General features: G+C 41.9%; 21 protein-coding genes and 1 tRNA gene. 12 read left to right on the top strand and 10 right to left on the bottom strand.

Annotated elements, in window-relative coordinates:
* Positions 1 to 153: 153 nt before the first annotated feature.
* Complete coding sequence (locus tag KHS38_RS00760; protein ID WP_213486082.1) at positions 154 to 1,296, bottom strand: FecR family protein; 1,143 nt, start codon at positions 1,294 to 1,296, stop codon at positions 154 to 156.
* 185 nt (positions 1,297 to 1,481) lie between these two features.
* Between KHS38_RS00760 and KHS38_RS00755 the strand changes: the two genes are divergently transcribed.
* The 10 genes from KHS38_RS00755 (at position 1,482) to KHS38_RS00710 (ending at position 11,027) form a co-directional block, all read left to right on the top strand.
* Positions 1,482 to 2,075, top strand: coding sequence for a sigma-70 family RNA polymerase sigma factor (locus KHS38_RS00755; RefSeq protein ID WP_213486079.1), 594 nt, complete (start codon positions 1,482 to 1,484; stop codon positions 2,073 to 2,075).
* Positions 2,076 to 2,264: 189 nt separating this feature from the next.
* A complete protein-coding gene (locus tag KHS38_RS00750) occupies positions 2,265 to 2,645 on the top strand; it encodes a DUF5071 domain-containing protein (RefSeq protein ID WP_213486077.1) in 381 nt (126 codons plus the stop codon).
* Positions 2,646 to 2,879: 234 nt separating this feature from the next.
* Positions 2,880 to 3,110 carry an acyl carrier protein gene (locus KHS38_RS00745; RefSeq protein WP_213486075.1) on the top strand — a complete coding sequence of 77 codons (231 nt, stop codon included), beginning with the start codon at positions 2,880 to 2,882 and terminating at the stop codon, positions 3,108 to 3,110.
* Complete coding sequence (locus KHS38_RS00740; protein ID WP_213486073.1) at positions 3,089 to 4,306, top strand: cytochrome P450; 1,218 nt, start codon at positions 3,089 to 3,091, stop codon at positions 4,304 to 4,306. Before KHS38_RS00745 ends, KHS38_RS00740 begins: the two co-directional genes overlap by 22 nt.
* Positions 4,293 to 5,675 carry an MBOAT family O-acyltransferase gene (locus KHS38_RS00735; RefSeq protein ID WP_213486071.1) on the top strand — a complete coding sequence of 461 codons (1,383 nt, stop codon included), beginning with the start codon at positions 4,293 to 4,295 and terminating at the stop codon, positions 5,673 to 5,675. The genes KHS38_RS00740 and KHS38_RS00735 overlap by 14 nt, the downstream gene beginning before the upstream one ends.
* Before the next feature lie 11 nt (positions 5,676 to 5,686).
* The gene (locus KHS38_RS00730; RefSeq protein WP_213486069.1) at positions 5,687 to 6,628 is read left to right on the top strand and encodes a hypothetical protein; all 942 of its coding nucleotides are present in this window, start codon (positions 5,687 to 5,689) and stop codon (positions 6,626 to 6,628) included.
* A 698-nt stretch (positions 6,629 to 7,326) separates the two neighbouring features.
* Positions 7,327 to 8,163: a helix-turn-helix domain-containing protein gene (locus tag KHS38_RS00725; RefSeq protein ID WP_213486067.1), complete on the top strand. Its 837-nt coding sequence runs from the start codon at positions 7,327 to 7,329 to the stop codon at positions 8,161 to 8,163.
* Between the two features lie 79 nt (positions 8,164 to 8,242).
* Complete coding sequence (locus KHS38_RS00720; protein WP_213486065.1) at positions 8,243 to 8,653, top strand: ester cyclase; 411 nt, start codon at positions 8,243 to 8,245, stop codon at positions 8,651 to 8,653.
* Between the two features lie 408 nt (positions 8,654 to 9,061).
* Positions 9,062 to 9,829: an SDR family NAD(P)-dependent oxidoreductase gene (locus KHS38_RS00715; RefSeq protein WP_213486063.1), complete on the top strand. Its 768-nt coding sequence runs from the start codon at positions 9,062 to 9,064 to the stop codon at positions 9,827 to 9,829.
* Between the two features lie 268 nt (positions 9,830 to 10,097).
* The gene (locus tag KHS38_RS00710) at positions 10,098 to 11,027 is read left to right on the top strand and encodes a helix-turn-helix domain-containing protein (RefSeq protein WP_349627903.1); all 930 of its coding nucleotides are present in this window, start codon (positions 10,098 to 10,100) and stop codon (positions 11,025 to 11,027) included.
* 308 nt (positions 11,028 to 11,335) lie between these two features.
* On the opposite strand, the gene KHS38_RS00705 is transcribed toward KHS38_RS00710, so the two are convergent.
* The 4 genes from KHS38_RS00705 to KHS38_RS00690 all read right to left on the bottom strand — a co-directional run bounded on the left by KHS38_RS00705 (position 11,336) and on the right by KHS38_RS00690 (position 14,209).
* The gene (locus KHS38_RS00705; RefSeq protein WP_213486060.1) at positions 11,336 to 12,256 is read right to left on the bottom strand and encodes an alpha/beta fold hydrolase; all 921 of its coding nucleotides are present in this window, start codon (positions 12,254 to 12,256) and stop codon (positions 11,336 to 11,338) included.
* Positions 12,257 to 12,276: 20 nt separating this feature from the next.
* Complete coding sequence (locus KHS38_RS00700; protein WP_213486057.1) at positions 12,277 to 13,167, bottom strand: SDR family NAD(P)-dependent oxidoreductase; 891 nt, start codon at positions 13,165 to 13,167, stop codon at positions 12,277 to 12,279.
* 78 nt (positions 13,168 to 13,245) lie between these two features.
* The gene (locus tag KHS38_RS00695; RefSeq protein WP_213486054.1) at positions 13,246 to 13,806 is read right to left on the bottom strand and encodes a Crp/Fnr family transcriptional regulator; all 561 of its coding nucleotides are present in this window, start codon (positions 13,804 to 13,806) and stop codon (positions 13,246 to 13,248) included.
* Positions 13,807 to 14,135: 329 nt separating this feature from the next.
* A tRNA-His gene (locus tag KHS38_RS00690) sits at positions 14,136 to 14,209 on the bottom strand.
* 114 nt (positions 14,210 to 14,323) lie between these two features.
* On the opposite strand from KHS38_RS00690, the gene rnhA reads away from it, so the two are divergent.
* Positions 14,324 to 14,794 carry a ribonuclease HI gene (gene rnhA / locus KHS38_RS00685; protein ID WP_213486052.1) on the top strand — a complete coding sequence of 157 codons (471 nt, stop codon included), beginning with the start codon at positions 14,324 to 14,326 and terminating at the stop codon, positions 14,792 to 14,794.
* Between the two features lie 17 nt (positions 14,795 to 14,811).
* Here the strand turns inward: rnhA and KHS38_RS00680 are convergent, their stop codons facing one another.
* The 5 genes from KHS38_RS00680 to KHS38_RS00660 form a co-directional block, all read right to left on the bottom strand.
* Positions 14,812 to 15,300: a metallophosphoesterase family protein gene (locus KHS38_RS00680; protein ID WP_213486050.1), complete on the bottom strand. Its 489-nt coding sequence runs from the start codon at positions 15,298 to 15,300 to the stop codon at positions 14,812 to 14,814.
* Between the two features lie 63 nt (positions 15,301 to 15,363).
* Entirely contained in the window at positions 15,364 to 16,077 is a 714-nt protein-coding gene (locus KHS38_RS00675; protein WP_213486048.1) for a tRNA1(Val) (adenine(37)-N6)-methyltransferase, read from the bottom strand.
* Positions 16,078 to 16,079: 2 nt separating this feature from the next.
* A complete protein-coding gene (gloA2, locus tag KHS38_RS00670) occupies positions 16,080 to 16,469 on the bottom strand; it encodes an SMU1112c/YaeR family gloxylase I-like metalloprotein (protein ID WP_213486046.1) in 390 nt (129 codons plus the stop codon).
* Between the two features lie 5 nt (positions 16,470 to 16,474).
* Positions 16,475 to 18,700, bottom strand: coding sequence for a phosphoribosylformylglycinamidine synthase subunit PurL (gene purL, locus KHS38_RS00665; protein ID WP_213486044.1), 2,226 nt, complete (start codon positions 18,698 to 18,700; stop codon positions 16,475 to 16,477).
* A gap of 171 nt (positions 18,701 to 18,871) precedes the next feature.
* On the bottom strand, positions 18,872 to 19,723 hold the full coding sequence (locus KHS38_RS00660) for an energy transducer TonB (RefSeq protein ID WP_213486042.1): 852 nt from the start codon (positions 19,721 to 19,723) through the stop codon (positions 18,872 to 18,874).
* A gap of 265 nt (positions 19,724 to 19,988) precedes the next feature.
* Between KHS38_RS00660 and KHS38_RS00655 the strand changes: the two genes are divergently transcribed.
* Complete coding sequence (locus tag KHS38_RS00655; RefSeq protein WP_213486040.1) at positions 19,989 to 22,160, top strand: glutamine synthetase III family protein; 2,172 nt, start codon at positions 19,989 to 19,991, stop codon at positions 22,158 to 22,160.
* Positions 22,161 to 22,168 lie beyond the last annotated feature (8 nt).

Raw genomic sequence — 22,168 nt, 5'->3', positions numbered from 1 at the left:
GGCGCGCTTCCGGCTTTTTTGTTGGCTAAGATTTTTGAGGCAGTTAAGTAAGGTTTTTCTTCATCATTTACAGGTTTGGGTTTAAAATCGGTTAGTTAAATTGGTTTGGTGTAAGTGTTGTGATAAGGTTTAGGTTGTTGAGTAAATATTTTGCTATGGTAAAACCACTATGCTTTTTCCGCTTACCTGGAGATTGATATCATTTAGCTTTAGCGCCTTCACTACCTCGTCGAGATCAGCATTTCTGGATATTTCTCCGCTGTAGGTGTCATCTGTTATCTGCCCGCGGTAAAATACATCTACGTCATACCACCTGGCAACCTGGCGCATAATCGATTTTACATCCGCATTTTTAAATAGCATTGAACCGTTTTTCCAGGCAATGATATCATCAGCATCTACAGTTGCTTTTGAAAACGTGTTGTTTTTAAAAGTTGCTTGTTCATTCGGTTTAATGATTAACGCGCCTTTTTTTGTAGACGATAGAAAACTGTTGCTGAATACTTTAACGCTACCCTCAAGCAGGGTTGTTTTTATAGCATCTTCATCGGGATAAGCGTTGATATTAAAATGTGTACCTAATACCTGTACAACCTGGCCGTTGCTCAATACTTTGAAAGGTTTTTCTTTATTATGAGCAACTTCAAAGTAGGCCTCGCCAGTTAATTCCACAACACGCTCTTTCCCCGCAAAATCAACCGGGTACCTTAAGGATGTGGCTGCATTAAGCCAAACTTTAGTACCGTCTGATAAGACAAGCTCATATTTTCCGCCTCGTGGGGTTGTCATGGTATTAAAAGCTTGACCGGTTTCAAATCCTGTCGATCCGTCTTTTTTATAAATCACCCGTGCGGCATTATCCTTATCAACCAACACATTGTTTTCGGTAGATAATATGCCTTGTGCGGAATTATTCAGCATTATCTTCCTACCATCTGACAAGGTAAGCGTTGCCTTATCTGTGCCGTGCTTAACACGATTGCTGCTGGTAAGCTTATAGTTGGTGCCGGCCAGATAGTTTAAATAAAACAATCCCCCTACTATGAGTATAATCGCCGCTGCTGCCGACCAGTAAGGGAAGCGAATTCTCTTAACTTCTGTGGTTTGATGCAACCTTTTATAAAAATCTTTCTTGAGCTGTTTTTCAATCGACTTTTGATTGCCAAAACCTTCCGACCAGGGTGTATCTGACAGATTGAAGCCGTCGTGGTACGCTTCAAATCGCTGTTGCTCTTCGGGCGTGCAATTGCCCGTGGTACAGCGTTCGTACAGATCTTTATATTCCTGGAAGGTCATAAGTGTAATTGGTACTTATAAAGACAACCATAGTTAGGGAAACTCACATACTTTTTAAAACTTTTTTTTCAATTCATTTTTTTAGAGAACCAATCTTTAAAACGACGGCAGTCAGTTGCTTTGAACAAAAAAATTTGTTGTTAACGATTTAATTACGTTACATTTAAATTCCAATTATATAAACGATGTTCCTGCCCACCGATGACGAATTGTTTGCAGCAGTTAAGCTTCATGACAGAAAAGCTTTTAACTTGTTGTATGATAGGTATTGGGCAATAATTTACAAGAAAGCTTTTATTTATCTGCATGATACCGAAGCATGTATGGGTATTGTAAACGATATATTTATAAATATCTGGGAGAAAAGAAGCGTGCTGAATATTATTAGTTTCAAAAACTACTTGACTGCTGCAGCACGTTACCGGGTATATAATCACATTAAAGCAAGCAGTACCTCGCGCCTCACATACATCGAGGACTACGAAAAACTGACTAATGTAGGTACAGACCACAACGATGGCGAAGGCAACATTTGGAAAGTTGAGCTTAAAAAAGATTTGGAACGGGTGTTGGATAACCTGCCAGCGAGATGCAGGGAAATATTTGTACTGAGCAGGTTGGAACATTTAACTAATACCGAGATTGCCCTCAAACTATCTATATCTCAACGGACGGTTGAGAACCAATTATCGTACGCATTAAGGTATTTGAAGCCTTTTCTTAAGCAGTATGTTGCAATGATGCTGCTGATTGAGATAACGTTTAAGCATTTGAGTTAAGATCACGATGCAACCAGTTGCCCCCGAAAAGCAAAGCATGTGAAGCTACTTTTAATAGTAAAGCATGTGAATGAACATGCTATAAATACAGAACCACTAAAACAGAATCTTTATTGAACCTAAAATGCCTACCCTCCTTGCAAGTCAGGCTAATAACGATTTAATATATTTATCTGATACCTTATCTATATGGATGTTAAAGAACTTATACCCAAACACAAACATGATCACAAATCAATTGCTAAGCTTAAAGAACTACCTTTTGAGCAAATACGTCCTATTGTTCCCGACTTACTGGAGTGGCTGCAAGATTTGAATTGGCCAATCGCTAAACCTCTGGCAGATACTTTAAAACCATTTATCGAAAGGTTCATTCCCGAGTTGATCGGCATTTTAAATACAAATGATGTGATGTGGGAATATTCTATATTGATAAGCCTTCTAAGAAATACAACACATCCTCTTTTGTTGGCAGAAATTGAAAGAATTGCGCAATACCCGACTGAAGATGAAATAGAAAACGAGGTAAATCAGGAAGCTATCGATATTTTAAATGGTGATTATCGTTGAGAACATATGCAAACATCAAATATATCCGGAGAAAGACGAGGCCCATTTAACTCCTATTCAGTAAAAAAACTGGAATTAAGTTTCTTCAATTATATCATAAATATATAGCGAAAAGTTCGCTATAATTATTCACTATCCACTAATTCAAACACAACCTTATATTCGTTTAACCGTAAACAGAACCAGTTCAAAACCCCTGCTTTGAACCTCCAACAATTATATATATTAACCCTAATGGATATTAAACTATTACTAACTCAACTTATTGCAACTGAGGCCGGACTTCCTGTTGAAGAAATATCCGGTGACGAAAAATTTGAAAGCTTCCATCTCGACTCTTTGTCTTTGATCTCACTGGCATTTGAGGTAGAAAATATAACCGGTATAGAACAAATAGATCCTACCATATTTACGGAGTACGATACAATTAATAAACTTACTGCATGGGTGGAGAGTCAAAAGTAACATGGAATCCATATAGTAAAGGGTATTTCGAGGATCCGTACAAGCATCTGAAAGAATGCAGGGAGCAAAACCCAATACATAAAGGCTCTCACGGTGCCTGGATGTTTTTCAGACATAAGGAGTCGTATGAAATTCTTCGCTCATCGAAGTACCAGGTTTCCGAACTCAGTCAGTATTTCCTGGAAAAGGAACCCTATATTTTCAAGGAAAGTGCCTGCCCTTATTTATCTGCCGGAACCAAGAAGTGGGCAATGTACCTGAATGGCGAGGATCACAAAAATGCAAGACTTGTGATGGGAAAGGCTTTTAAAGAATTTGATTTGCCGGTAATTCTCTCCGAATCTGTAGAAGAAGTGAACCAAAAATTCAAGAACGAACAGGACTTTGATCTGGTCACCTATTGCGCTTACTTTATCTTTCAGGTAATAAAACGCTTCTATTCGCTGCCGGATAACTATAGCTTCAGTCAAATTAAGAAGTATTCTAACATGATAGCGAGAAGCCAGGACCTTTTTGTGCCCAAACAGGTTTATCAGGAGATTAACAAGTGGTTTCTTTCCGGGAATGAAATGTTTAACAACATTAATAGCAAGCAAGGCTATAAAGAAAACCTTATGGCCATAAGCAATAAGCTGGGCATTAGCTATGATAATGAAGATATACTTTCCATTTTAGCCGTTTCATTAATGGCCGCCTTTGAAACCTCTAAGGACAGTTTATCTATGGCGCTGCTTGAGCTTATAGATAAACCCCTATTAATGGAAGCTGTATTAGCCAGTGATGAAGAACAGCTGTCAGCAATAATTGAAGAACTTTTTCGGTTCACAGCTCCCTTGCAATATACGGTTAGGGTTAACAAAGAGCCTGTTGAATATGAAGGCCATACCATTGAAGCTAATTCCAAATTGTACTTGTGTATTGCGAGCGCCAATCGCGACCCAGCTGTTTTCCAGAATCCGGATCAATTAATATTTTCCAGGCCGGGCACCAATCATCTTGCGTTTGGAAGCGGCCCCCATGTATGTGCAGGCGCAAACATTGCACGCCAGGAAATGAAGTACTGTCTGAAACATATGCTGGAATTTTTAAAGGATTATGAGATAAATAACTCCGAACCTATTACCTATGCCAAGCAGATCATGATGCGAACAATAGAATCAGCAAGATTAAGAAAAAAACAACATGCCCTCTCTTGATCTATTGCTTTTACTGCTATACTTACTTTTTTCAATCGCTATTGTTTCAATAATCCCTCCGCCCCATAAGTGGAAGGGATTATTATCTTCCAGCTTGCTTTTTTATTATTTTTTGGCTGGCGATAAAATCATTTTTCTGTTACTGTTTTCCTTTACTATTTATTGCCTGGGTTTTCTTATCAAAAGATATCCAGCAAAAACCTGGCTTTTTATTAGCCTGGCACTTGCTCCGCTTATACTGATAAAAGTAATTACTCCCGACTTTCACTTCCGGCATCTTACCTCTGTTAAGAACAATTATTTAAGTGAAACCAACAGTTCCATAATACAGGTACTTGGCATTTCTTACTTTACTTTTAATGGTATCAGTTACCTTATTGATATTAAAAGAAAATACATACAACCCGAGAAGAACTTCTTGCTGGTATTAATTTATCTTATCTACTTCCCCTGTATACTTTCAGGTCCGCTTCACCGTGCAAAGTATCTTTTCAGTCAATTCAGGCAGATTAGTATAACAGACTCTTCCATATCCTCGGGCCTGCGTTTGATACTGATCGGTCTTTTTAAAAATATTGTAGTAGGAAAAAGGCTTTCGGCGTTACTGCAAAATTTAGTAAGCACCGAAATAAGCGGACCGTGTTATTTAATAGCCGGACTGCTTTTCTTTTTTTACCTCTATTTTAACTTCAGTTCTTTCATAGACATTTTTCAGGGGATTTCTAAAATCTTTAATATTAATTTAAAAGACAATTTCCGGAACAGGATATACCTATCATTTTCGCGGCAACATTTTTGGCAAGGATGGCATATAACGTTAAATGAGTGGTTTAGAGATTATTTTTTCTTTAACCTTGCTAAACAAGATCGCAAAAGAAGATATACCAACGCTATTTTGCTGATCACTTTTTTGCTGATTGCATTATGGCATGAAGTATCTCAAATATTCCTGATTTGGGGGTTAATGAATGCTTCCTGGATCATCATTGAGAAAAAAGTCAATTTAGAAGCTTTACCATATCCTGGTGTAAGACGAAAGCTTGGAGTTGTATATCACTTAATGCTGGCGTCTGTTCTAGCATTGGTATTTGTTTCTCCCGATTTAACTTCCCTTATACATCGAGTATTTCTTTCACCCGGAAACTTTCCTGATTATTTTTTCAGAAACAACCTTAACAATATAGCTATAATTATCGGTGCGTTTCTGCTAGTTGATTATCACTATTCAAAGGCCGGCACTATAAAGTTTGATGAATATGTGGGTAGTAAGCCTCTAATTTCGCGTTGGTTTATATATACGCAACTGGCTCTTTTAATTATTGCTTTCGGTATCACAAACGGGGTGGATAATTATTATGTACAATTTTAATAAAGGATACTATGCGCGTTAAAAAATCCGTTTTTAAACTTATCCTTTTCACATCAATTATAAGTCTGATTGCCTTTTGCTTTATTCGCCAGTACGCCACTTCCAGAAAGAACACATTAATTTATACTTTTTTTAGGCAGTCCTTACAGGCCACTGATACTTCTTATTACTTTATAGGTTCGAGCAGGGTGCAGACAAGTATTGATCCTGAAGTTTTAAAGCAGACATTAGGTAATAAACACATTTATAATGCTGGCATCAGCGGTGGTACGTTATTAAGTAATTGCATTATCGCCAGGCGTTTAATGCAAAACAAATCGCCAAAAGTTTTATTTATCGAACTCACCCCCATGCTGCCCGAAGTACCTGACTATCTCCTAAAACATCAGGACGACCTTAACCTTGAAATATTTGGAACTGCAAATCAGCTATTAAGCCACCTGAATTTTTTAAGTAAATGCAGACTCTTACTACAACTCGCCAATAAATATGTAACCAGTAAATTATTTATTGTAGATGAAGTAAGAAACTTAATGCGTATTAACGTGGAAAAAACGGAAGGCCATTTTGGATTTCAACCCATAAGCGAAAATAAATATCACTCGGTTACGCCTTTTTTAAAGTTTCAGGATTTTAATAATTATAATGATAAGGGCTCTGTTGCCAGGTACCAACAGTATATTAATGAACTTTTAAAGCTTGGACATCAATCAAATTCTAAAATAGTTTTCTTCCTTCCAGTTACGTTCCGGAGCGAAGATGAAAAGGAAACTACAATTCCTATATACAAATCTCTTCCAGATAGTACAAAACTACAGATGCCTGAAGTGCTATTGAAATCAATGGAAAACGCCAGTTATTTAGCAGATAATAATCATCTTAACTTAGCTGGAGCCAAGGTGTATTCACATTTACTTGCAGTGCAGCTTCTGCCTTTTATAAAGAAGGAATAGCGCCGGTGCCGCTAATCTTTCAGTTCTAAACCATTCATTACGGCACTATTATTTTTTAAAAAGCATGGGTATAAATCATAAAAAGAAAGGCTAATTTATCCAGTAAAAAACAATGCACAAAAACGCCGCTCAATTCCTGTAAATACATTTGGTGACGAGTCTGATGCGGCGATCAGCATCGAAAAGTTTGCTTTTGAAAATCTTCCTGGCCTCAACGTATGGGAACAGCCCGAACAGCACTACCGTCATACTTTCTTTTTGCTTGAAAAAGGCAGTGTTACTATTGAAATTGATTTGTAGCAATATGTAATGACGAGGCCAACATTAATATATATGCACCCCGACCAAGTGCATCGAATTATTGGGGTTGATAGTGTTAGGGGGTGTGCCTGGGTAATAACTAATGATAACCTAAACCCGGATTATTTGAAATTACCGGAAGACATATCTCCCGCTACGCCGATACCATTAAATCAGGAAACATTTGCTTAGTAACTAAAGCAGTATCACTTTGTATCAATATTTCGGAGCAAAAAAGTAAACACTTTTATCATTCTCTGTTCAAAGGTTATTGTAATGCCCTGATTGCACTAGCTATCTCCTTTACCTGGAAAGATCATCAGTTACCCCTTAACAATATGTTACTTTACCTAAGGGTTTAGTTGCTATATGGAAGCTGTTATGTAAATTTACGACTTATGGAAACTGTACCTGTTCCTGACCTGTTTTTGAACGGTCAGCCAAATAATGATGCTGTTGTTTTTGTGCCCTACACTTCGTCTGTCCCTGTTATTAAGGGCAGAGCGAGTCTTGGCAAGCACATGATCAGTTTGATTACCGAAGGTGAAAAAGTACTACATATAGAAAACAAAACGATTAACCTCACGCCAAATCATATACTGCTTTTGGCAGCTGGCAATGTGCTTTTCACCGAGCGATTGGGACCAAATGCTCAAATTAAAAGTACTATGATTTTTTTTGACGGCCAGACATTGCATAACGCACTTGAACAGTTTCAGGAGCCTCGTGCAATGCAGGATACCAGGACGCCATATCTTTTATTTAACCGGGATAATTACCTGCATAGCTTTATTGAAAGTGTAAATACACTAATGGACCAGGAACTGATGAATAGTCCTTTAATGCATGCCAAGTTGAACGAATTGCTGGCCTATTTGAATAGCAAACACCCTGGCCTGCTCGCTAGCTTGCGTTCGGTATCTGCCCGTCCGGAAGAGGAAAGATTACGCCAGGTGATAGAAGCACACCTAACGGAACAACTAACGCTGACAGAATTGGCCTTTCTTTGCCACATGAGCCTGGCAACATTCAAAAGAAAATTTGAGCAGGTGTACCATGAAAGCCCGGCACGCTGGCTGCAAATTCAGCGACTCACATTAGCTGCTAACAAGCTCCGCGCAAAAGCAGCAAAGCCGGGCGATGTGTATGTAGAAGCGGGTTATGAAAACCACTCAAGCTTTTCCAAAGCATTCAAGCAATATTTTGGTGTTCTACCCAAAAATTACGTTCCTTGAGCTTTTCAGTGCCTTTTTTGAGCTTTAGACACTAAGGTAACTTCGCCTCTGTAGGTAACTTTGTCTAAAAGAAATAATCATGAGTACAGAAGCAAACAAATCACTTATTACCCGTTACAACAAGGAAGTTATTGAAGGTGGCAACATGGAGTTGCTGAAAGAAATGGTAAGTCCGGATTTTGTCAACCATTCTGGCGTACCAGGCATGCCTGAGGGTGTGGATGGCCTCATTTACTTTTTCACGGGCATTTTACATGGTGCATTTTCAGACATCAAGGTCGAAATCAAAGACATGTTTGCTGAAGACAACAAGGTGGCCACCCGCAAAGAGATTACCGCAATCCACACTATGGAGCTCATGGGTATTCCAGCAAGTCAAAAGCATGTTATTATCAAGGTGATCGATATCTTAGCAGTAAACGATGGCAAGATTACCGATCACTGGGGTGAAAATAATTTCTTTACTGTTTTGCAAAGCCTTCAGGCCTAAATGTTACTCGGAGGCTATATTAGGAAAATCCATACAGTTTAAATGACCTTGGCTGTCAAATTTGAATTAATCAACACTTCGGAATGGGAAACGCTATGAAAGAACAGCAAACTTACAATAACGGCCGCTTTAATAATGGGTATTTATTTGCGCTAAAGCCTTTAACATTTTTGGTCTCGAAATAAGAATCTATGATCGCTTATATCAACACCGCATCGATCCTATTCGTTCATCAAAACCTTTTGGATGAGGCCTAACGGAATATTGAGGCGGCCGTTCCGGAGTTTAACAGGTTGAGCAAAGACTGATTATTTGAATTTCTCAAATATCCGATTGAATTTACCAAACACTCACCTTGCCAGTCGGTCTAACTTTGTGTAACAATTTAGATTTAGCAGTAGAAACACAATGGCAACAAGAGAAAGTAAAATTGCACTCATAACCGGCGGAAGCCGCGGACTTGGCCGGGACATGGCCCTGCGTATTGCTGAAAAAGGTATTGACGTAGTTATAACCTACAACACTAATGAAGCAGAAGCAGACAAAGTTGTAGCTCAGATTCGGCAAAGCGGCAGAAAAGCTTCCAAACTACAGTTGAACACTGGCGTAGTAAGCAGCTTTGGTCTATTTAAAGAACATTTGAAAGAAAAGTTAATCGAAGATTTCGGTACCGACCATTTCGATTTTTTGGTTAATAATGCTGGTGTTGGCGGTTATCAGCTGATTGGCGATGTAACAGAACAGTTTTTTGATGAGTTAATGAATATTCACTTTAAAGGTGTTTATTTTTTAACCCAAGAATTGCTTCCGTTATTAAATGATGGCGGCGGTATCGTAAACATTTCCAGCGGCCTTACCCGTATCACCTACCCTAAATCATCCGCTTATGCGGCCATGAAAGGTGCTGTTGAGGTTTTTACCCGTTACCTGGGTAAAGAACTCGGTTCAAGAGGCATTAGAGCTAACACGGTAGCACCCGGAGCAATCATGACTGATTTCGGTAATGCACATTTACGCAACAGCGAGGAATCTCAAAAAGCGGTTAGTGCCGTTACCGCATTAGGCAGACCTGGTGTAGCTGAAGACATTGGCGGCGTGGTAGCATTCCTGTGTACAGAAGATGCCCGTTGGATAACCGGACAACGAATTGAGGCTTCAGGCGGTATGTTTATCTAAGTTAATGTTAACAAAATTAAAGCGGATAGTAAAAGCTATCCGCTTCTTTTGTTAATCCTTTAATTATATATCAGGAAGAACTTTATAATTGCTGTTTAAGCTTATTTCCTAAGAACATTTCACCTGACAGGCAGCCGCAAATTATTTTGCAGGCAACGGTTGGATATATTACATTAGGTACTTTAAAATAAGCAATTCCTCGTCCGCGGGAAACATCTGCTATAAAGTGTTAGCAAGGGTTAAATTAATTAAAATAGATTTCGATTAAGTGAACAAGAAGATAGAAAAGGTAGCCAGCTCAACACTGCAGGATTTCTATCAGAGAAACGGTGCGGCCTTGCCTGATCGTATCCTTGAAGAAATCGGGCATTTCAACGTATTTGAAAGCGAAAAGCTATTTAATAAACACGACGGAACCCGGCAAATGCCCTACAGCCGCAGAAGTTATTATAAGATCGCCTGGCTTAGAGGTAAGAGCAGCGCAGACTACGCCGATAAAACCATTCAGGTTGATGGCAATGCTTTGCTTTTTGCCACACCAAGAATCCCTTATAACTGGAATCCGGTAGATGCTAATCAAAACGGTATGTTCTGTGTTTTCACTGCAGATTTCTTGTTGCCGTCCAAGTCTGGCGTTGTGCTGGAAGATATGCCAATTTTCCAGCCTGGCGGTACGCCTGTGTTTCAGCTTAATGAACAGGAAACGAATGAAATTGAATATATTTTCCGCAAAATGCAGAAAGAAATAATTGCAGATTACAAATTTAAATATGACCTGCTACGGAACTTGGTGATGGAGCTGATTCACTATGGGCAAAAGCTGACACCCATGGCAGTAATGAGCAACACGCAAAATGCATCGGAAAGAATATCGTCGCTGTTCATTGAACTGCTGGAACGCCAGTTCCCATTGCAATCTGCCGACCAGCGTTTAACGCTACGTACAGCTCATCAGTATGCCGAACGGCTGGCCATACACGTTAATCACCTGAACAAAAGTTTGAAAGATTCGACTGGTTATACTACCACAAATCTGATCGCCATGCGCGTCACCCAGGAGGCGAAGATTCTGTTGCGGCAAACCGACTGGAGTATCGGTGCAATTGCCTGGACATTGGGTTTTGACGATATAGCCCAATTCTCTAATTTCTTCAAAAGAAATACATCTTATTCGCCTACAGCATTTCGGCCTAACTAACTTGGAAGGAGTTCAAAGCATCCAAATTTATTATTCGTATCAACTCATATTTGGTCAGCTTTTAAAATTAACGGCTCCCTTGTGATGGAGAGCAATCGCATCGGTTCGGGTTTTGCAAATCTGCATCAGCGCTATTAACATCCCCGCAAAGACTGTAGATCGTTTGTAGTCAAACCATTCTTGAGCAACCGGCTCATCTTCCACGGATTAGTATCGTAGAAGATAAGCGGGTTATTGTACATGAGCTGGCGCATGTATTTTTAATGAATTTATAAGCGACTACTGACTATAAAAATAGCTTTGAGCCCCTATTCAACTTTATTATTCATTAAACTTTTGATAATTATCTCAATTACGGCTTCCGGGTTTTCCTCGAACATATAATGCCCTGTATCTGCCAGGTGAATCAGTTCATACTGCTCTGCTAATGCGGGAAGCGCAAACTGATAAAATCCGTAAGATACATTACTGGCGATGCCGAGTACTGGCATGCTTAGCCGGCTATACTCCTTGCTGTCTTCAATATCCTGGTTAAATGCCTGGTACCAGGCATTGGAGGCACGGATGCGCTCAGGCTGGTTATAAACAGCGGCGTAAATTTCCTTCTCAAAGTCCGATATTCTGCTGTCATCAACCATCACGTAGTGGAAAAGCCAATCCAGCAGGTAGCGGTAACGCCCTTCCAGCAGCTGCTCAGGCAACCCTTTAACCTGATTGAAGCCCATCCACCAGGTGTAAGGCCGTCGGGTATCAATTTTGTCACCAAATGTATCGGCAGCAGGCATCAAAGGCATTTGCATCATACCCTCGCTGGGATGAAGGCCGTCTGCTACGATCAGCTTCGCCACCACCTGCGGATAGTTAAAAGCCAGGCTCATGGCTACCATGCCGCCGATATCATGACCGAATAGGTACACCTGTTCTAAACCAAGCTGCTGAATTAGTTCATATATATCTGTAGCCATCGTCTTCTTGTCGTAGCCGTCCGGTGGCGTAGCCGAGCTACCCATGCCCCGGATATCTACCACGATTACGCGGAAATATTGCGCTAACGCAGGCGCTAAGTTGTGGTAAGAGTACCAAGTTTGCGGCCAACCGGGCAGGCAAACAAGCGCAGGGCCACTACCACCATCTACATAATGTAAGCTTATTCCGTTTACTTCAACGTAATGATTAGAGAAGCCCGGCCAATGAAGAATCAGTTCTTCGTCGGTATATTTGTTTTGCATAACTGTAGGTACTATCAGGGTTATATTTGTTGTAGTGCTTCGTTTGCAGACGACCAGGAAAGATCTGGATAGCGGTTATTGTCCAGGCCAGTGTGATGAGCTGCAAACATACTGTACAGGTATTGTGCCTGTTGCCATCTTGGGTAAAGTTCCTTTTCCCCTTCCGGGTTTTCTGCTCTAAGTTTTTGGTTATATGCAGAGAACTGCTCCATCGTACCGCTGTTTACCAGCCGGAACGCCTCACCATACAATTGCTGGCTTAAGGATGCCAGGTCATGAGGGCTTACCTGGAAACTGGCTATGCGCAGATATCGCGGTGTCTCGTCATCGAGCGCGGCAGCTGCAGTAAAAGCGGCAGTATCATCCAGTGTGGTAAAATCAATTTTCCAGTCCTGTTTACCCTCATAATAGGCAATTGTATGATCCTTGGGATTGAACAGCGGTATGCCGTATTGCAGCACATAAGAAAAAGCACCGTTAAAGATGGAGGTCGGTTTGATGGCACTATTATCTACTAAGTTTTTGAACGTTTTACGCAGATCAAAATTGCGGTTGTCACCTTCGGATAGCTGCGTATAATCGGTACAGAAGTCGGATGGAATAAAACGGGGCACGCCAGCCTGCACGGCAGCATTTAATAACTGCGATTGTGCAGTAACAATAACATCGTGCAGCCCAGCTAATGCAGATACCACGCAGGATATGTCGGAACAGGTTGCCTCTAAATGTGATGCATCGGCAAAGTTTGCCTTAATGATGGATACACCAAGCTTTTGCAAAGCTTCAACCTTAGCTGGCTCACTTTCGTTACGGACAATGGCCCTTACCGTAGCTCCTCTTTTTATTAACTCCCTGCAAATTTTTTCTCCTAAGTTGCCTGTTGCACCTGCAACCAGTATTGTATTTTTCATAGTAGATATTTTTGTATTGATGCAACAAAAATACCCACTATGAAAACGCCAAAAACTACCATTTGGTAGTAATTTAAACTATCGCAGATTTTTGCGGATACGGCTCAGCGCGTTAGGTGTTATACCCAGGTAAGAGGCCAGTTGCTTGACGGTAACATGCTGCATGAAGCCCGGCTTTCGCAAAAATTCGAGGTAGCGTTCCTCGGCACTTAAGGTCTGGAAACGGATAATTTCGTCGATCATCCGTATCGCCATGGCTTCCCATGTCTTGCGGCCAAATTCCTGCCAGGCAGGTAGTTGCTGGTAAAGCAGTTCCATGTCGGCTTTATCGATGCAAAACAGCTCAGTGGCTTCAACCGCTTCCACGTTAAAGCGAGTTGGCTGCTGCGGATTTAAACTGGAAATCTCCGCAAAAAACTCGCCCGGCAGCACCACCCACGCCGTCAGCTGCGGCTCGTCACCGTAATAGAAGCGCAGTGCCCCGCTGTTGATGTAATAGTACTGGCCTGCAATTTGCGCGCGCTTGAGAAGCAGTTGGCCTTTCTTCAGCTCTTTTATGCGAAATTTAGAGATGACAGTTTGTAAGTCACTTTCACTGATGACCACTTGTTTGCTGATTAATGTTTTAAGATGCTCCATCTTTATTCGCTGTATCTCATAGTATTTCGTAAGAAGCGGATATCATGTTACAATTTTCGTACTTGCAGCTTTTAAAGTTACAATTTCAAAAAGCTTCACAGGCATTCTATCAACTATCTTGTATTCAAAATACTTTATTGTGATTAACAGGAGATAAATTACGTTGAATGATAACCTTTAGATTCATTGGCTTGTGATTGCCCGTTGTTGCATGTGTGCAAACAAACGTTTTGATATAATAAGATATAAAGGTTTTATTGTAAAGAGTCATGATAATCCCAATATCAATATTAAACAAAAAAGCCTCTCATAATAATGAGAGGCTTTTGGGTAAATGATGGGGCTCGAACCCACGACCCCTAGAACCACAATCTAGTGCTCTAACCAACTGAGCTACATCTACCGCGTTTTGGAGATTGCAAAGGTAGAAATATGTTCCTTGTTTGCAAATACTTTTTTAAAAAAATATAAAATTCTGCCTGCACCCTGCTAAATGCCTAATATTGTGCAGAATTTTATGATCGAGATTTTTACAGACGGAGCTTCCAGCGGCAATCCTGGTCCGGGTGGATATGGCGTTGTGCTAAGGGCTGGCAAACATTATAAAGAGCTGGCAGAGGGTTTCAGAAAGACGACTAATAACCGCATGGAGCTACTGGCCGTAATTAAGGGACTGGAAGCGCTCAAAAGCCCTAATCAGCAGGTAACAGTCTATTCCGATTCAAAGTACGTAGTGGATGCGATTGAGAAGCGCTGGGTACATGGCTGGTTGCAAAAGGGCTTTGCTGGCAAAAAAAATAAAGATTTATGGCTGCGCTATTTGCAGGTAAGCAAGCTGCACAACGTTCGTTTCGTATGGGTAAAAGGCCATGCCGGTCATCCCGAAAATGAGCGATGCGACCGGCTGGCTGTGGCTGCATCACAGCAAAAAGAGTTATTAATTGATTCTGTTTTTGAATTAGAGCATCAAAAGCAGAACCTGATGTAGCAGCGAAGCAACACAGCCTACTTCAGCTCAATTACTTCCAGGTCATGAATACGGCTGCCTGTAATTGAAAATCGCATGAGGGTTTTCACTTTATGCCAACCCTGTTTACCCGCTGCTCCGGGATTTAAATGCAGGCAGTTGATTTTCTTATCAAACAGCACTTTTAAGATGTGCGAGTGTCCGCTGATGAACAGATTTGGCGGATCGGTATAAATTGTTTTTTTTACCGCCTGGCTGTACCTATCCGGGTAGCCGCCAATGTGTGTCATCCAAACATCCACATTCTCGCATTTGAAGCGTAAATTCTCAGGGTATACCGCACGCAAGTCCTTATCATCAATATTTCCGTAAACGCCCTTTAACGGCTTAAAAGCAGCAAGCTTATCGGCCAGTTCAAGCGTGCCGAAGTCTCCCGCGTGCCATATCTCATCGCACTCTTTAAAGTATTCAAAAACGGCTTCGTCCAGGTAACTGTGCGTATCAGATATCAAACCTATGCGGGTCATAGTAAAATTGTATTTTAATAATAGCTGAACCTTAAAGAGCTAAGAGCTTAACAAAGCGACACATCAAAAGATGGTAAAAAAGTCTTTCAATGTTTGCTCGTACTGCTGGCTATACTTTTTGGGCTCATTATAGATAATAAAACGTTGGCTGGTTGGTTCTGTTTGCTGAAGGCCAAATGCTAACAGTTCGCGATGCGCATCGCTGCCGGGATACGAATGTATGGTAATTATTTGTTGGAGAAACAACTTCTGCCCGGTTGCTATCTGTTTAACTGCCTGGGCTGTGGTTACAGGCAGTATAAGCCATAGCTTACCTGCAATATGCAGGTGCTTTACTGAAGCACAAATCAGGTCATTAAAAAAACTTAAATCAGCATGCTTGGCCAGCGTTTTGTTTGCCGTGGGCGAATGTAGTGACTGGATGTAAAATGGTGGATTAGATATGATGACATCATACTTTTTTTCAGCATTACCTTCAAAATAGCTTTGAAAACTTTCTGCATATAATTGCAGCCGGTCTGCGAATGGCGACTGCACAAAATTTTGCCTGGCGGTTATAGCTGCCGTTTCATCCAGTTCAACTGCATCTATATACGCATCTGTAAATCGTTGCGCCAGCATCAAGGCAATAACACCTGTACCGGTACCAATATCGAGTATGCGAGCATTTGAATTTGCTTGAGCAAGTGCACCTAAAAGCACGCCATCGGTATTGATTTTCATGGCACAGCCCTGCTGATTAATCGCAAACTGCTTGAAACGAAAAACGCCCGACATGTTTACACCTGATAAAACTCCAGCGGTAAACCGTCTGGATCGGCAAAAAAGGTAAACTGCTTGCCGGTAAGTTCATCAATGCGTATATCTTCAGTTTGCACCCCCTGGCTTTGCAAGTAGGCAGCCGCTTCGGCTACATCATCAACCTCAAAAGCTAAATGGCGTAAGCCTGCTGCCTCCGGGCGCGATGGTCTTGAAGGTGGGTTGGGGAAAGAGAAAAGCTCGATCTGGTAGTGGTTGTCCACTTCCAGATCAAGCTTGTATGATTGGCGCTCGGCCCGGTATACTTCCTGCACTACTTTTAAACCCAGCACCTGGGTATAAAAATGCTTCGACTTCTGATAGTCTGAGCAAATAATGGCAACGTGGTGTATCCGGTTAAGCTTTAGCATCTTAGTTATTCGCCTAAGGTAACGTGTAATACGTTGTCGTAAACTAATTTAATATCGGTGATGTGGCCGTAAAGCTCTTCATCTACATTTAAAAAGCCGTTGGTTACGGTACCCAGCAAAGTGTAATCCACATCGCCGCTGGTAGCCATCATTTCCACAAAGCGGTCTTGCTCTTCCGGCGCAACGCTTACCACTACCCTGCCCTGAGCCTCACCAAATAGGAAGGCATCTTTGCGGATGTCGCTGTCGGTAGCAATATCAAAGCCCAAGCCTAATGGCATAGCTGCTTCTAACATGGCGATGTACAAACCACCATCAGCAACATCATGTGCAGACTGGATAGCTTTATGCTTGATTAGCTCTTTCACAACCTGTTGCATAGCGTATTCCTTTTCCAGATCAAAATACGGCGCAGGTGATGCTTGTATTTTGTGGTATGATGCCAGGTATTGTGATGATGCGATATCATTTTGCGATTCGCCGATCAGGTAAATAAAATCGCCGGGCTGCTTAAAGTCGGCAGTCATCATATTATCTATGTTATCCATCACACCTAACATACCAATGGTTGGTGTGGGGAACACAGGACCTTCATCTGATGACTGGTTATAGAAGCTCACATTACCACCGGTAACCGGTGTATCAAACTTGCGGCAGGCTTCGCCCATACCTTTTATAGCGCCTACAAACTGCCAGAATACCTCTGGCACGTAAGGGTTACCAAAGTTTAAGCAGTTGGTGATTGCCACCGGCTCGCCACCGGCGCAGGTAATATTACGTGCAGCCTCGGCAACAGCAATAGCCGTACCTTTTTGTGGATCTGCATTTACATAACGTGAGTTACAATCAACCGTTAAAACAATGGCTTTGTCGGTGCCTTTTACGGCAACCACGGCTGCATCGCACGGACGGTTGGTGGTCATGGTACCAGTGCCAACCATCGAATCATATTGGTCGGTTACCCAGCGTTTTGATGCAATGTTAGGATGTGAAATCAAGTGCTCTGCAACATCTTTCAGGTTTTCCGGAACCGGCACATCGTTGATGTTGAATTTTTGGTATTCCTGATAATAAGCAGGCTCACGGTATTCGCGCTCATAAACCGGCGCGCCGCCACCCAATACCAGGTCTTCGGCAGGTACATCAGCTACCAGTTCGCCATCCATATAGTAATGCAGGCGCTTGGTGTCTGTTACCTCACCTATCTGTACGCAGTTCAAATCCCATTTTTCGAACACCGCTTCCACATCAGCCTCACGGCCTTTTTCAATCACGATGAGCATACGCTCCTGTGATTCTGAAAGCAGGATTTCAAATGGTTTCATATTTGCCTGGCGGGTTGGTACCTTATCCAGGTCAATACGCATACCATGCTCACCTTTGGCCGACATTTCGGAATTGGAGCAGATAATACCGGCTGCACCCATATCCTGCATACCTATTACGGCACCGGTTTTAATAACCTCAAGTGTAGCTTCCAGTAACAGTTTTTCCTGGAACGGATCGCCTACTTGCACAGCAGGTAAATCATTTACTGAATCTTCAGTAATATCTTTAGAAGCAAATGCCGCACCATGGATACCGTCCTTACCGGTGGCTGAACCCACGATATAAACCGGGTTACCTACACCATATGACGTAGCCGAAACCGTTTCGCCAGCCTTAACAATACCGGCCGACATGGCATTTACCAGCGGGTTTACATTATAGCACTCATCAAAAAACAGCTCACCGCCAACGGTTGGTATACCAAAGGCGTTACCATAATCGCCAATACCTTTTACCACACCTTTAATCAACCATTTGGTACGGTCATTATTCAGGTCGCCGAAACGCAAAGAATTTAACTGCGCAATAGGGCGCGCGCCCATAGTAAAAATATCACGGTTAATACCGCCAACACCTGTAGCAGCACCTTGGTAAGGCTCCAGCGCTGATGGGTGGTTATGTGATTCGATTTTGAAAGCACAGCCAATGCCGTCGCCCAGATCAACCAAACCGGCATTTTCCTCACCTGCTTTGGCCAGCATACGAGAGCCGTCGCGGGGTAAAGTTTTTAACCATTTGATAGAGTTTTTGTAAGAGCAGTGTTCGCTCCACATTACGGAAAATATAGAAAGCTCGGTAAAGTTGGGGGTACGACCCAGTATTTCTTTGATACGTTCAAATTCATCAGACAGTAAGCCTAAATCTTTGGCCGTTTCAACGGTGGTTAATTCGTGTTGCTCCAATGTATTGTGTTTTTATGGATGAATGCCCAAAATTAGAAAAATGCGTTGAAACGCGCAGATAAATATTGCGTTTTGCGTTAAAGATGTTTGCAGTAGTACCAAAACCACATGGTTGCAAACAAAACAAGCGCCCTTTTGAGGCGCTTGTTTACTCTTATATATAAGGTATACTTATTGTTCGCTTAATTGAAACACAATAGGTACGGTAAATTTAACACGCACCGGACGGCCATTTTGCATGCCCGGCTTCCAGGCGGGTGATAATTTTAACACGCGCAATGCCTCATTATCCAGTTCTGGTGATATGCCTTTAAGCACAGTGATATCAGTTAGATGACCGTCTTTTTCTACTACAAAGCTGATTGTAACACGGCCCTGGTTTTCTGTTGAAGGGTAGCGCAGGTTTTTTTGCAGAAACTTGCTCCATGCACCGCTGCCACCAAGCGGCTCAGGTAATACATCGATTCCATTTGGTGAATAAGGTGCGTTGCTCTCTGCTTCGCCCACTCCGTTACCTGGACCCGTATTAGTAGGTGCGCCGCTGTCAACATTCTGCTGTACTTTACCATCGCCTTTAATTGTTTCAGGACCAATTGCAGTATGTTGTAAATCACTGATTGTTGGCGGATCAACGGCAGCCGGGCTGTTCGTAACTACAGGTGGTACAAATCTGGTGGTAGCCACCTTTGGTGCTGATGAAGTTGCAGCCGGCTTGCTAATTGCAGGTTGCTTAGGATGACTCAATACAGGGTCTTTCGGTTTCTCAACTTCAGGTTTAATTTTCGGAATAGGTATATCAGGGATGACCTGTACTGGTGGTTTTTCCTGCACCACATTAGGCTTATCCAATAAACTAATTGTTACAAACGTGGTAGTAAACCCTAACATAGCAATAGCCAGAGCTTTTAAAACATAGTCCCCATGGTGAACGCGTAAATCATAAGCGCCATAGGCTTTGTTGCGGTCTGCAAATACAAGGTCGAGCCACTCGCGCTTGTACAAATCGAATTTTGAGGTAAGCATGCTGATAAAAATTTAGTTTTACATTTTCCAATTTAGACTAAATTTTATTTGGAAGTTTAAACATGCTTGTGATTTTGTAACACTTTTGCTATACTTTCATTTAATTCATTTCGATGTTATAATGATGATAAACTTTTCAAAACTTAATTATTATAATTTCAACTAAGTTGCAGCCATTACAATGTTATATTATGGTTAAGAAGCCTTTTAATGTTAAGTTATTCATACTTTTGCTACGTTTCTTAACTAAACAACCTAAAAAAAGATGGCAAATATCCGATTTCAGGCATTGCAAACGGTAGCAACCCGTACCATACAAGAGGTTAACTTTCCTTCTAATAAAATTTCCGAGTACTTTGGCGCAAATGTTTTCGATAAAAAGAAAATGCGCGAGTATATTTCTAAAGAAGCTTACGATAGCATCATCAATTCTGTTGAATACGGTGAGCCGATTGGCCGTGATACTGCCGAGCAGATCGCATCAGCCATGAAAGCATGGGCTATAAGCAAAGGCGCAACACATTACACCCATTGGTTTCAACCGCTAACCGGTACCACCGCCGAAAAACACGATGCTTTCTTCGAACCCACGGTTGATGGCTCGATAGAAAAATTTACCGGTGATGCACTGGCCCAGCAAGAGCCAGATGCATCAAGCTTCCCGAACGGCGGTATTCGCAACACGTTCGAAGCCCGCGGTTATACGGCCTGGGATCCGTCTTCGCCGGCGTTCATCATGGGCCGCACGCTGTGTATCCCAACCGTGTTTGTATCCTACACCGGCGAAGCGCTTGATTATAAAGTACCTTTATTAAAGGCGTTAAGCGCACTGGATAAAGCGGCGGTTGATGTTTGCCAGTACTTTGACAAGAGCATTGAAAAGGTATATGCTTCATTAGGTATTGAGCAGGAATATTTTTTGGTTGATTTGGCATTATTTAATGCGCGTCCTGATATGTACTTAACCGGCCGTACGCTGTTTGGTCACATGTCGGCCAAAAACCAACAGCTGGAAGATCATTACTTTGGCTCTATTCCGAGCCGTGTATATGCTTTCATGCAGGATTTTGAAACCGAAGCGCTGCAGTTAGGTATTCCGCTGAAAACCCGCCATAATGAGGTTGCGCCTTCACAGTTTGAATGCGCGCCTATTTATGAAGAGATTAACCTGGCTATTGACCACAACCAATTGCTGATGGACGTTATGGACCGTGTTGCCAAGCGCCATAACTTTAAAGTGCTGCTGCACGAAAAACCATATGCCGGCGTTAACGGCTCTGGTAAGCACAACAACTGGTCGATGATTACCAACACCGGTAAAAACTTGTTGTCGCCAGGCAAAACGCCGAAAAACAACCTCATGTTCCTTACTTTCTTTGTAAATACCATCAAAGCAGTTTATGAACATGCCGACTTGCTGCGCGCCTCCATCGCATCAGTAAATAACGATCATCGCTTAGGTGCTAATGAAGCTCCGCCAGCTATTATCTCCATTTTCCTGGGTAGCCAGTTAACCGAAGTTCTGGACGAGATCGAGACATCGCGCATCAGCCGCAAAGCCAAAGAAGAGTCTTCATTATGGCAGGGTATCCCTAAAATTCCTCAGATATTAAAGGACAATACCGACCGTAACCGCACCTCTCCTTTCGCTTTCACCGGTAATAAATTTGAGCTGCGTGCAGTCGGCTCATCGGCTAACTCGGCTAATCCTATGACTGTGCTGAACACCATCGTGGCCGACCAGTTGCGCAAGTTTAAAGTGGATGTAGATAAACTGCTGAAAAAAGGCGAAAAGAAAGACGTTGCCCTGTTAACCATCATTAAACGTTACATCAAAGAATCCAAAATTGTGCGCTTTGAGGGTAATGGCTATGGTGAGGAATGGCAGCAGGAAGCCGAAGCACGGGGCTTAACCAATATTAAAACCACACCGAAAGCATTGGACGCGCTGGTGTCAGAAAAAACACAGGCGTTATTTGAGTCAACCAGCGTATTTACCCGCCGTGAAGCACATGCCCGTCATGAAATTTTGTTAGAGGAATTTTACAAAAAGCTGCAGATTGAGGCGCGTGTAATGGGCGAACTGGTAAACAGCGTAATCATCCCAACGGCCATCAACTACCAAAGCAAACTGGTTGAAAACGTAAAAGGTTTAAAAGATATTGGCTTGCCTGAAAGCAGTTATGAGGCACAACTTTCCATCATTACCAAACTTTCGGAGCATATTAATTTCATTAAATCCAATAACGACCAAATGGTTGAAGCACGTAAAAAAGCTAACGTTATTGAAGACGTTCGTGAGCGTGCCATTGCATATGATGAAACGGTTAAAACCTTCTTCGACCCTATTCGCTACCATGTAGATAAACTGGAGCAGCTGGTTGATGATGCGCTTTGGCCATTGCCTAAATTCAGAGAATTGTTATTCTTGAAATAAAAATCCCG

The organism is Mucilaginibacter sp. Bleaf8, assembly GCF_018390515.1.
In the GTDB taxonomy this organism is placed as follows: Bacteria; Bacteroidota; Bacteroidia; order Sphingobacteriales; family Sphingobacteriaceae; genus Mucilaginibacter.
Note: the sequence above shows the minus strand (reverse complement) of the source record. Positions and strands in the feature narration are given on the sequence as shown.

Coding starts and splice junctions, on each gene's coding strand:
- KHS38_RS00760 (WP_213486082.1), bottom strand. CDS start 1,296: ATGACCTTCCAGGAATATAAAGATCTGTACGAACGCTGTACCACGGGC.
- KHS38_RS00755 (WP_213486079.1), top strand. CDS start 1,482: ATGTTCCTGCCCACCGATGACGAATTGTTTGCAGCAGTTAAGCTTCAT.
- KHS38_RS00750 (WP_213486077.1), top strand. CDS start 2,265: ATGGATGTTAAAGAACTTATACCCAAACACAAACATGATCACAAATCA.
- KHS38_RS00745 (WP_213486075.1), top strand. CDS start 2,880: ATGGATATTAAACTATTACTAACTCAACTTATTGCAACTGAGGCCGGA.
- KHS38_RS00740 (WP_213486073.1), top strand. CDS start 3,089: ATGGGTGGAGAGTCAAAAGTAACATGGAATCCATATAGTAAAGGGTAT.
- KHS38_RS00735 (WP_213486071.1), top strand. CDS start 4,293: ATGCCCTCTCTTGATCTATTGCTTTTACTGCTATACTTACTTTTTTCA.
- KHS38_RS00730 (WP_213486069.1), top strand. CDS start 5,687: ATGCGCGTTAAAAAATCCGTTTTTAAACTTATCCTTTTCACATCAATT.
- KHS38_RS00725 (WP_213486067.1), top strand. CDS start 7,327: ATGGAAACTGTACCTGTTCCTGACCTGTTTTTGAACGGTCAGCCAAAT.
- KHS38_RS00720 (WP_213486065.1), top strand. CDS start 8,243: ATGAGTACAGAAGCAAACAAATCACTTATTACCCGTTACAACAAGGAA.
- KHS38_RS00715 (WP_213486063.1), top strand. CDS start 9,062: ATGGCAACAAGAGAAAGTAAAATTGCACTCATAACCGGCGGAAGCCGC.
- KHS38_RS00705 (WP_213486060.1), bottom strand. CDS start 12,256: ATGCAAAACAAATATACCGACGAAGAACTGATTCTTCATTGGCCGGGC.
- KHS38_RS00700 (WP_213486057.1), bottom strand. CDS start 13,167: ATGAAAAATACAATACTGGTTGCAGGTGCAACAGGCAACTTAGGAGAA.
- KHS38_RS00695 (WP_213486054.1), bottom strand. CDS start 13,806: ATGGAGCATCTTAAAACATTAATCAGCAAACAAGTGGTCATCAGTGAA.
- rnhA (WP_213486052.1), top strand. CDS start 14,324: ATGATCGAGATTTTTACAGACGGAGCTTCCAGCGGCAATCCTGGTCCG.
- KHS38_RS00680 (WP_213486050.1), bottom strand. CDS start 15,300: ATGACCCGCATAGGTTTGATATCTGATACGCACAGTTACCTGGACGAA.
- KHS38_RS00675 (WP_213486048.1), bottom strand. CDS start 16,077: ATGTCGGGCGTTTTTCGTTTCAAGCAGTTTGCGATTAATCAGCAGGGC.
- gloA2 (WP_213486046.1), bottom strand. CDS start 16,469: ATGCTAAAGCTTAACCGGATACACCACGTTGCCATTATTTGCTCAGAC.
- KHS38_RS00660 (WP_213486042.1), bottom strand. CDS start 19,723: ATGCTTACCTCAAAATTCGATTTGTACAAGCGCGAGTGGCTCGACCTT.
- KHS38_RS00655 (WP_213486040.1), top strand. CDS start 19,989: ATGGCAAATATCCGATTTCAGGCATTGCAAACGGTAGCAACCCGTACC.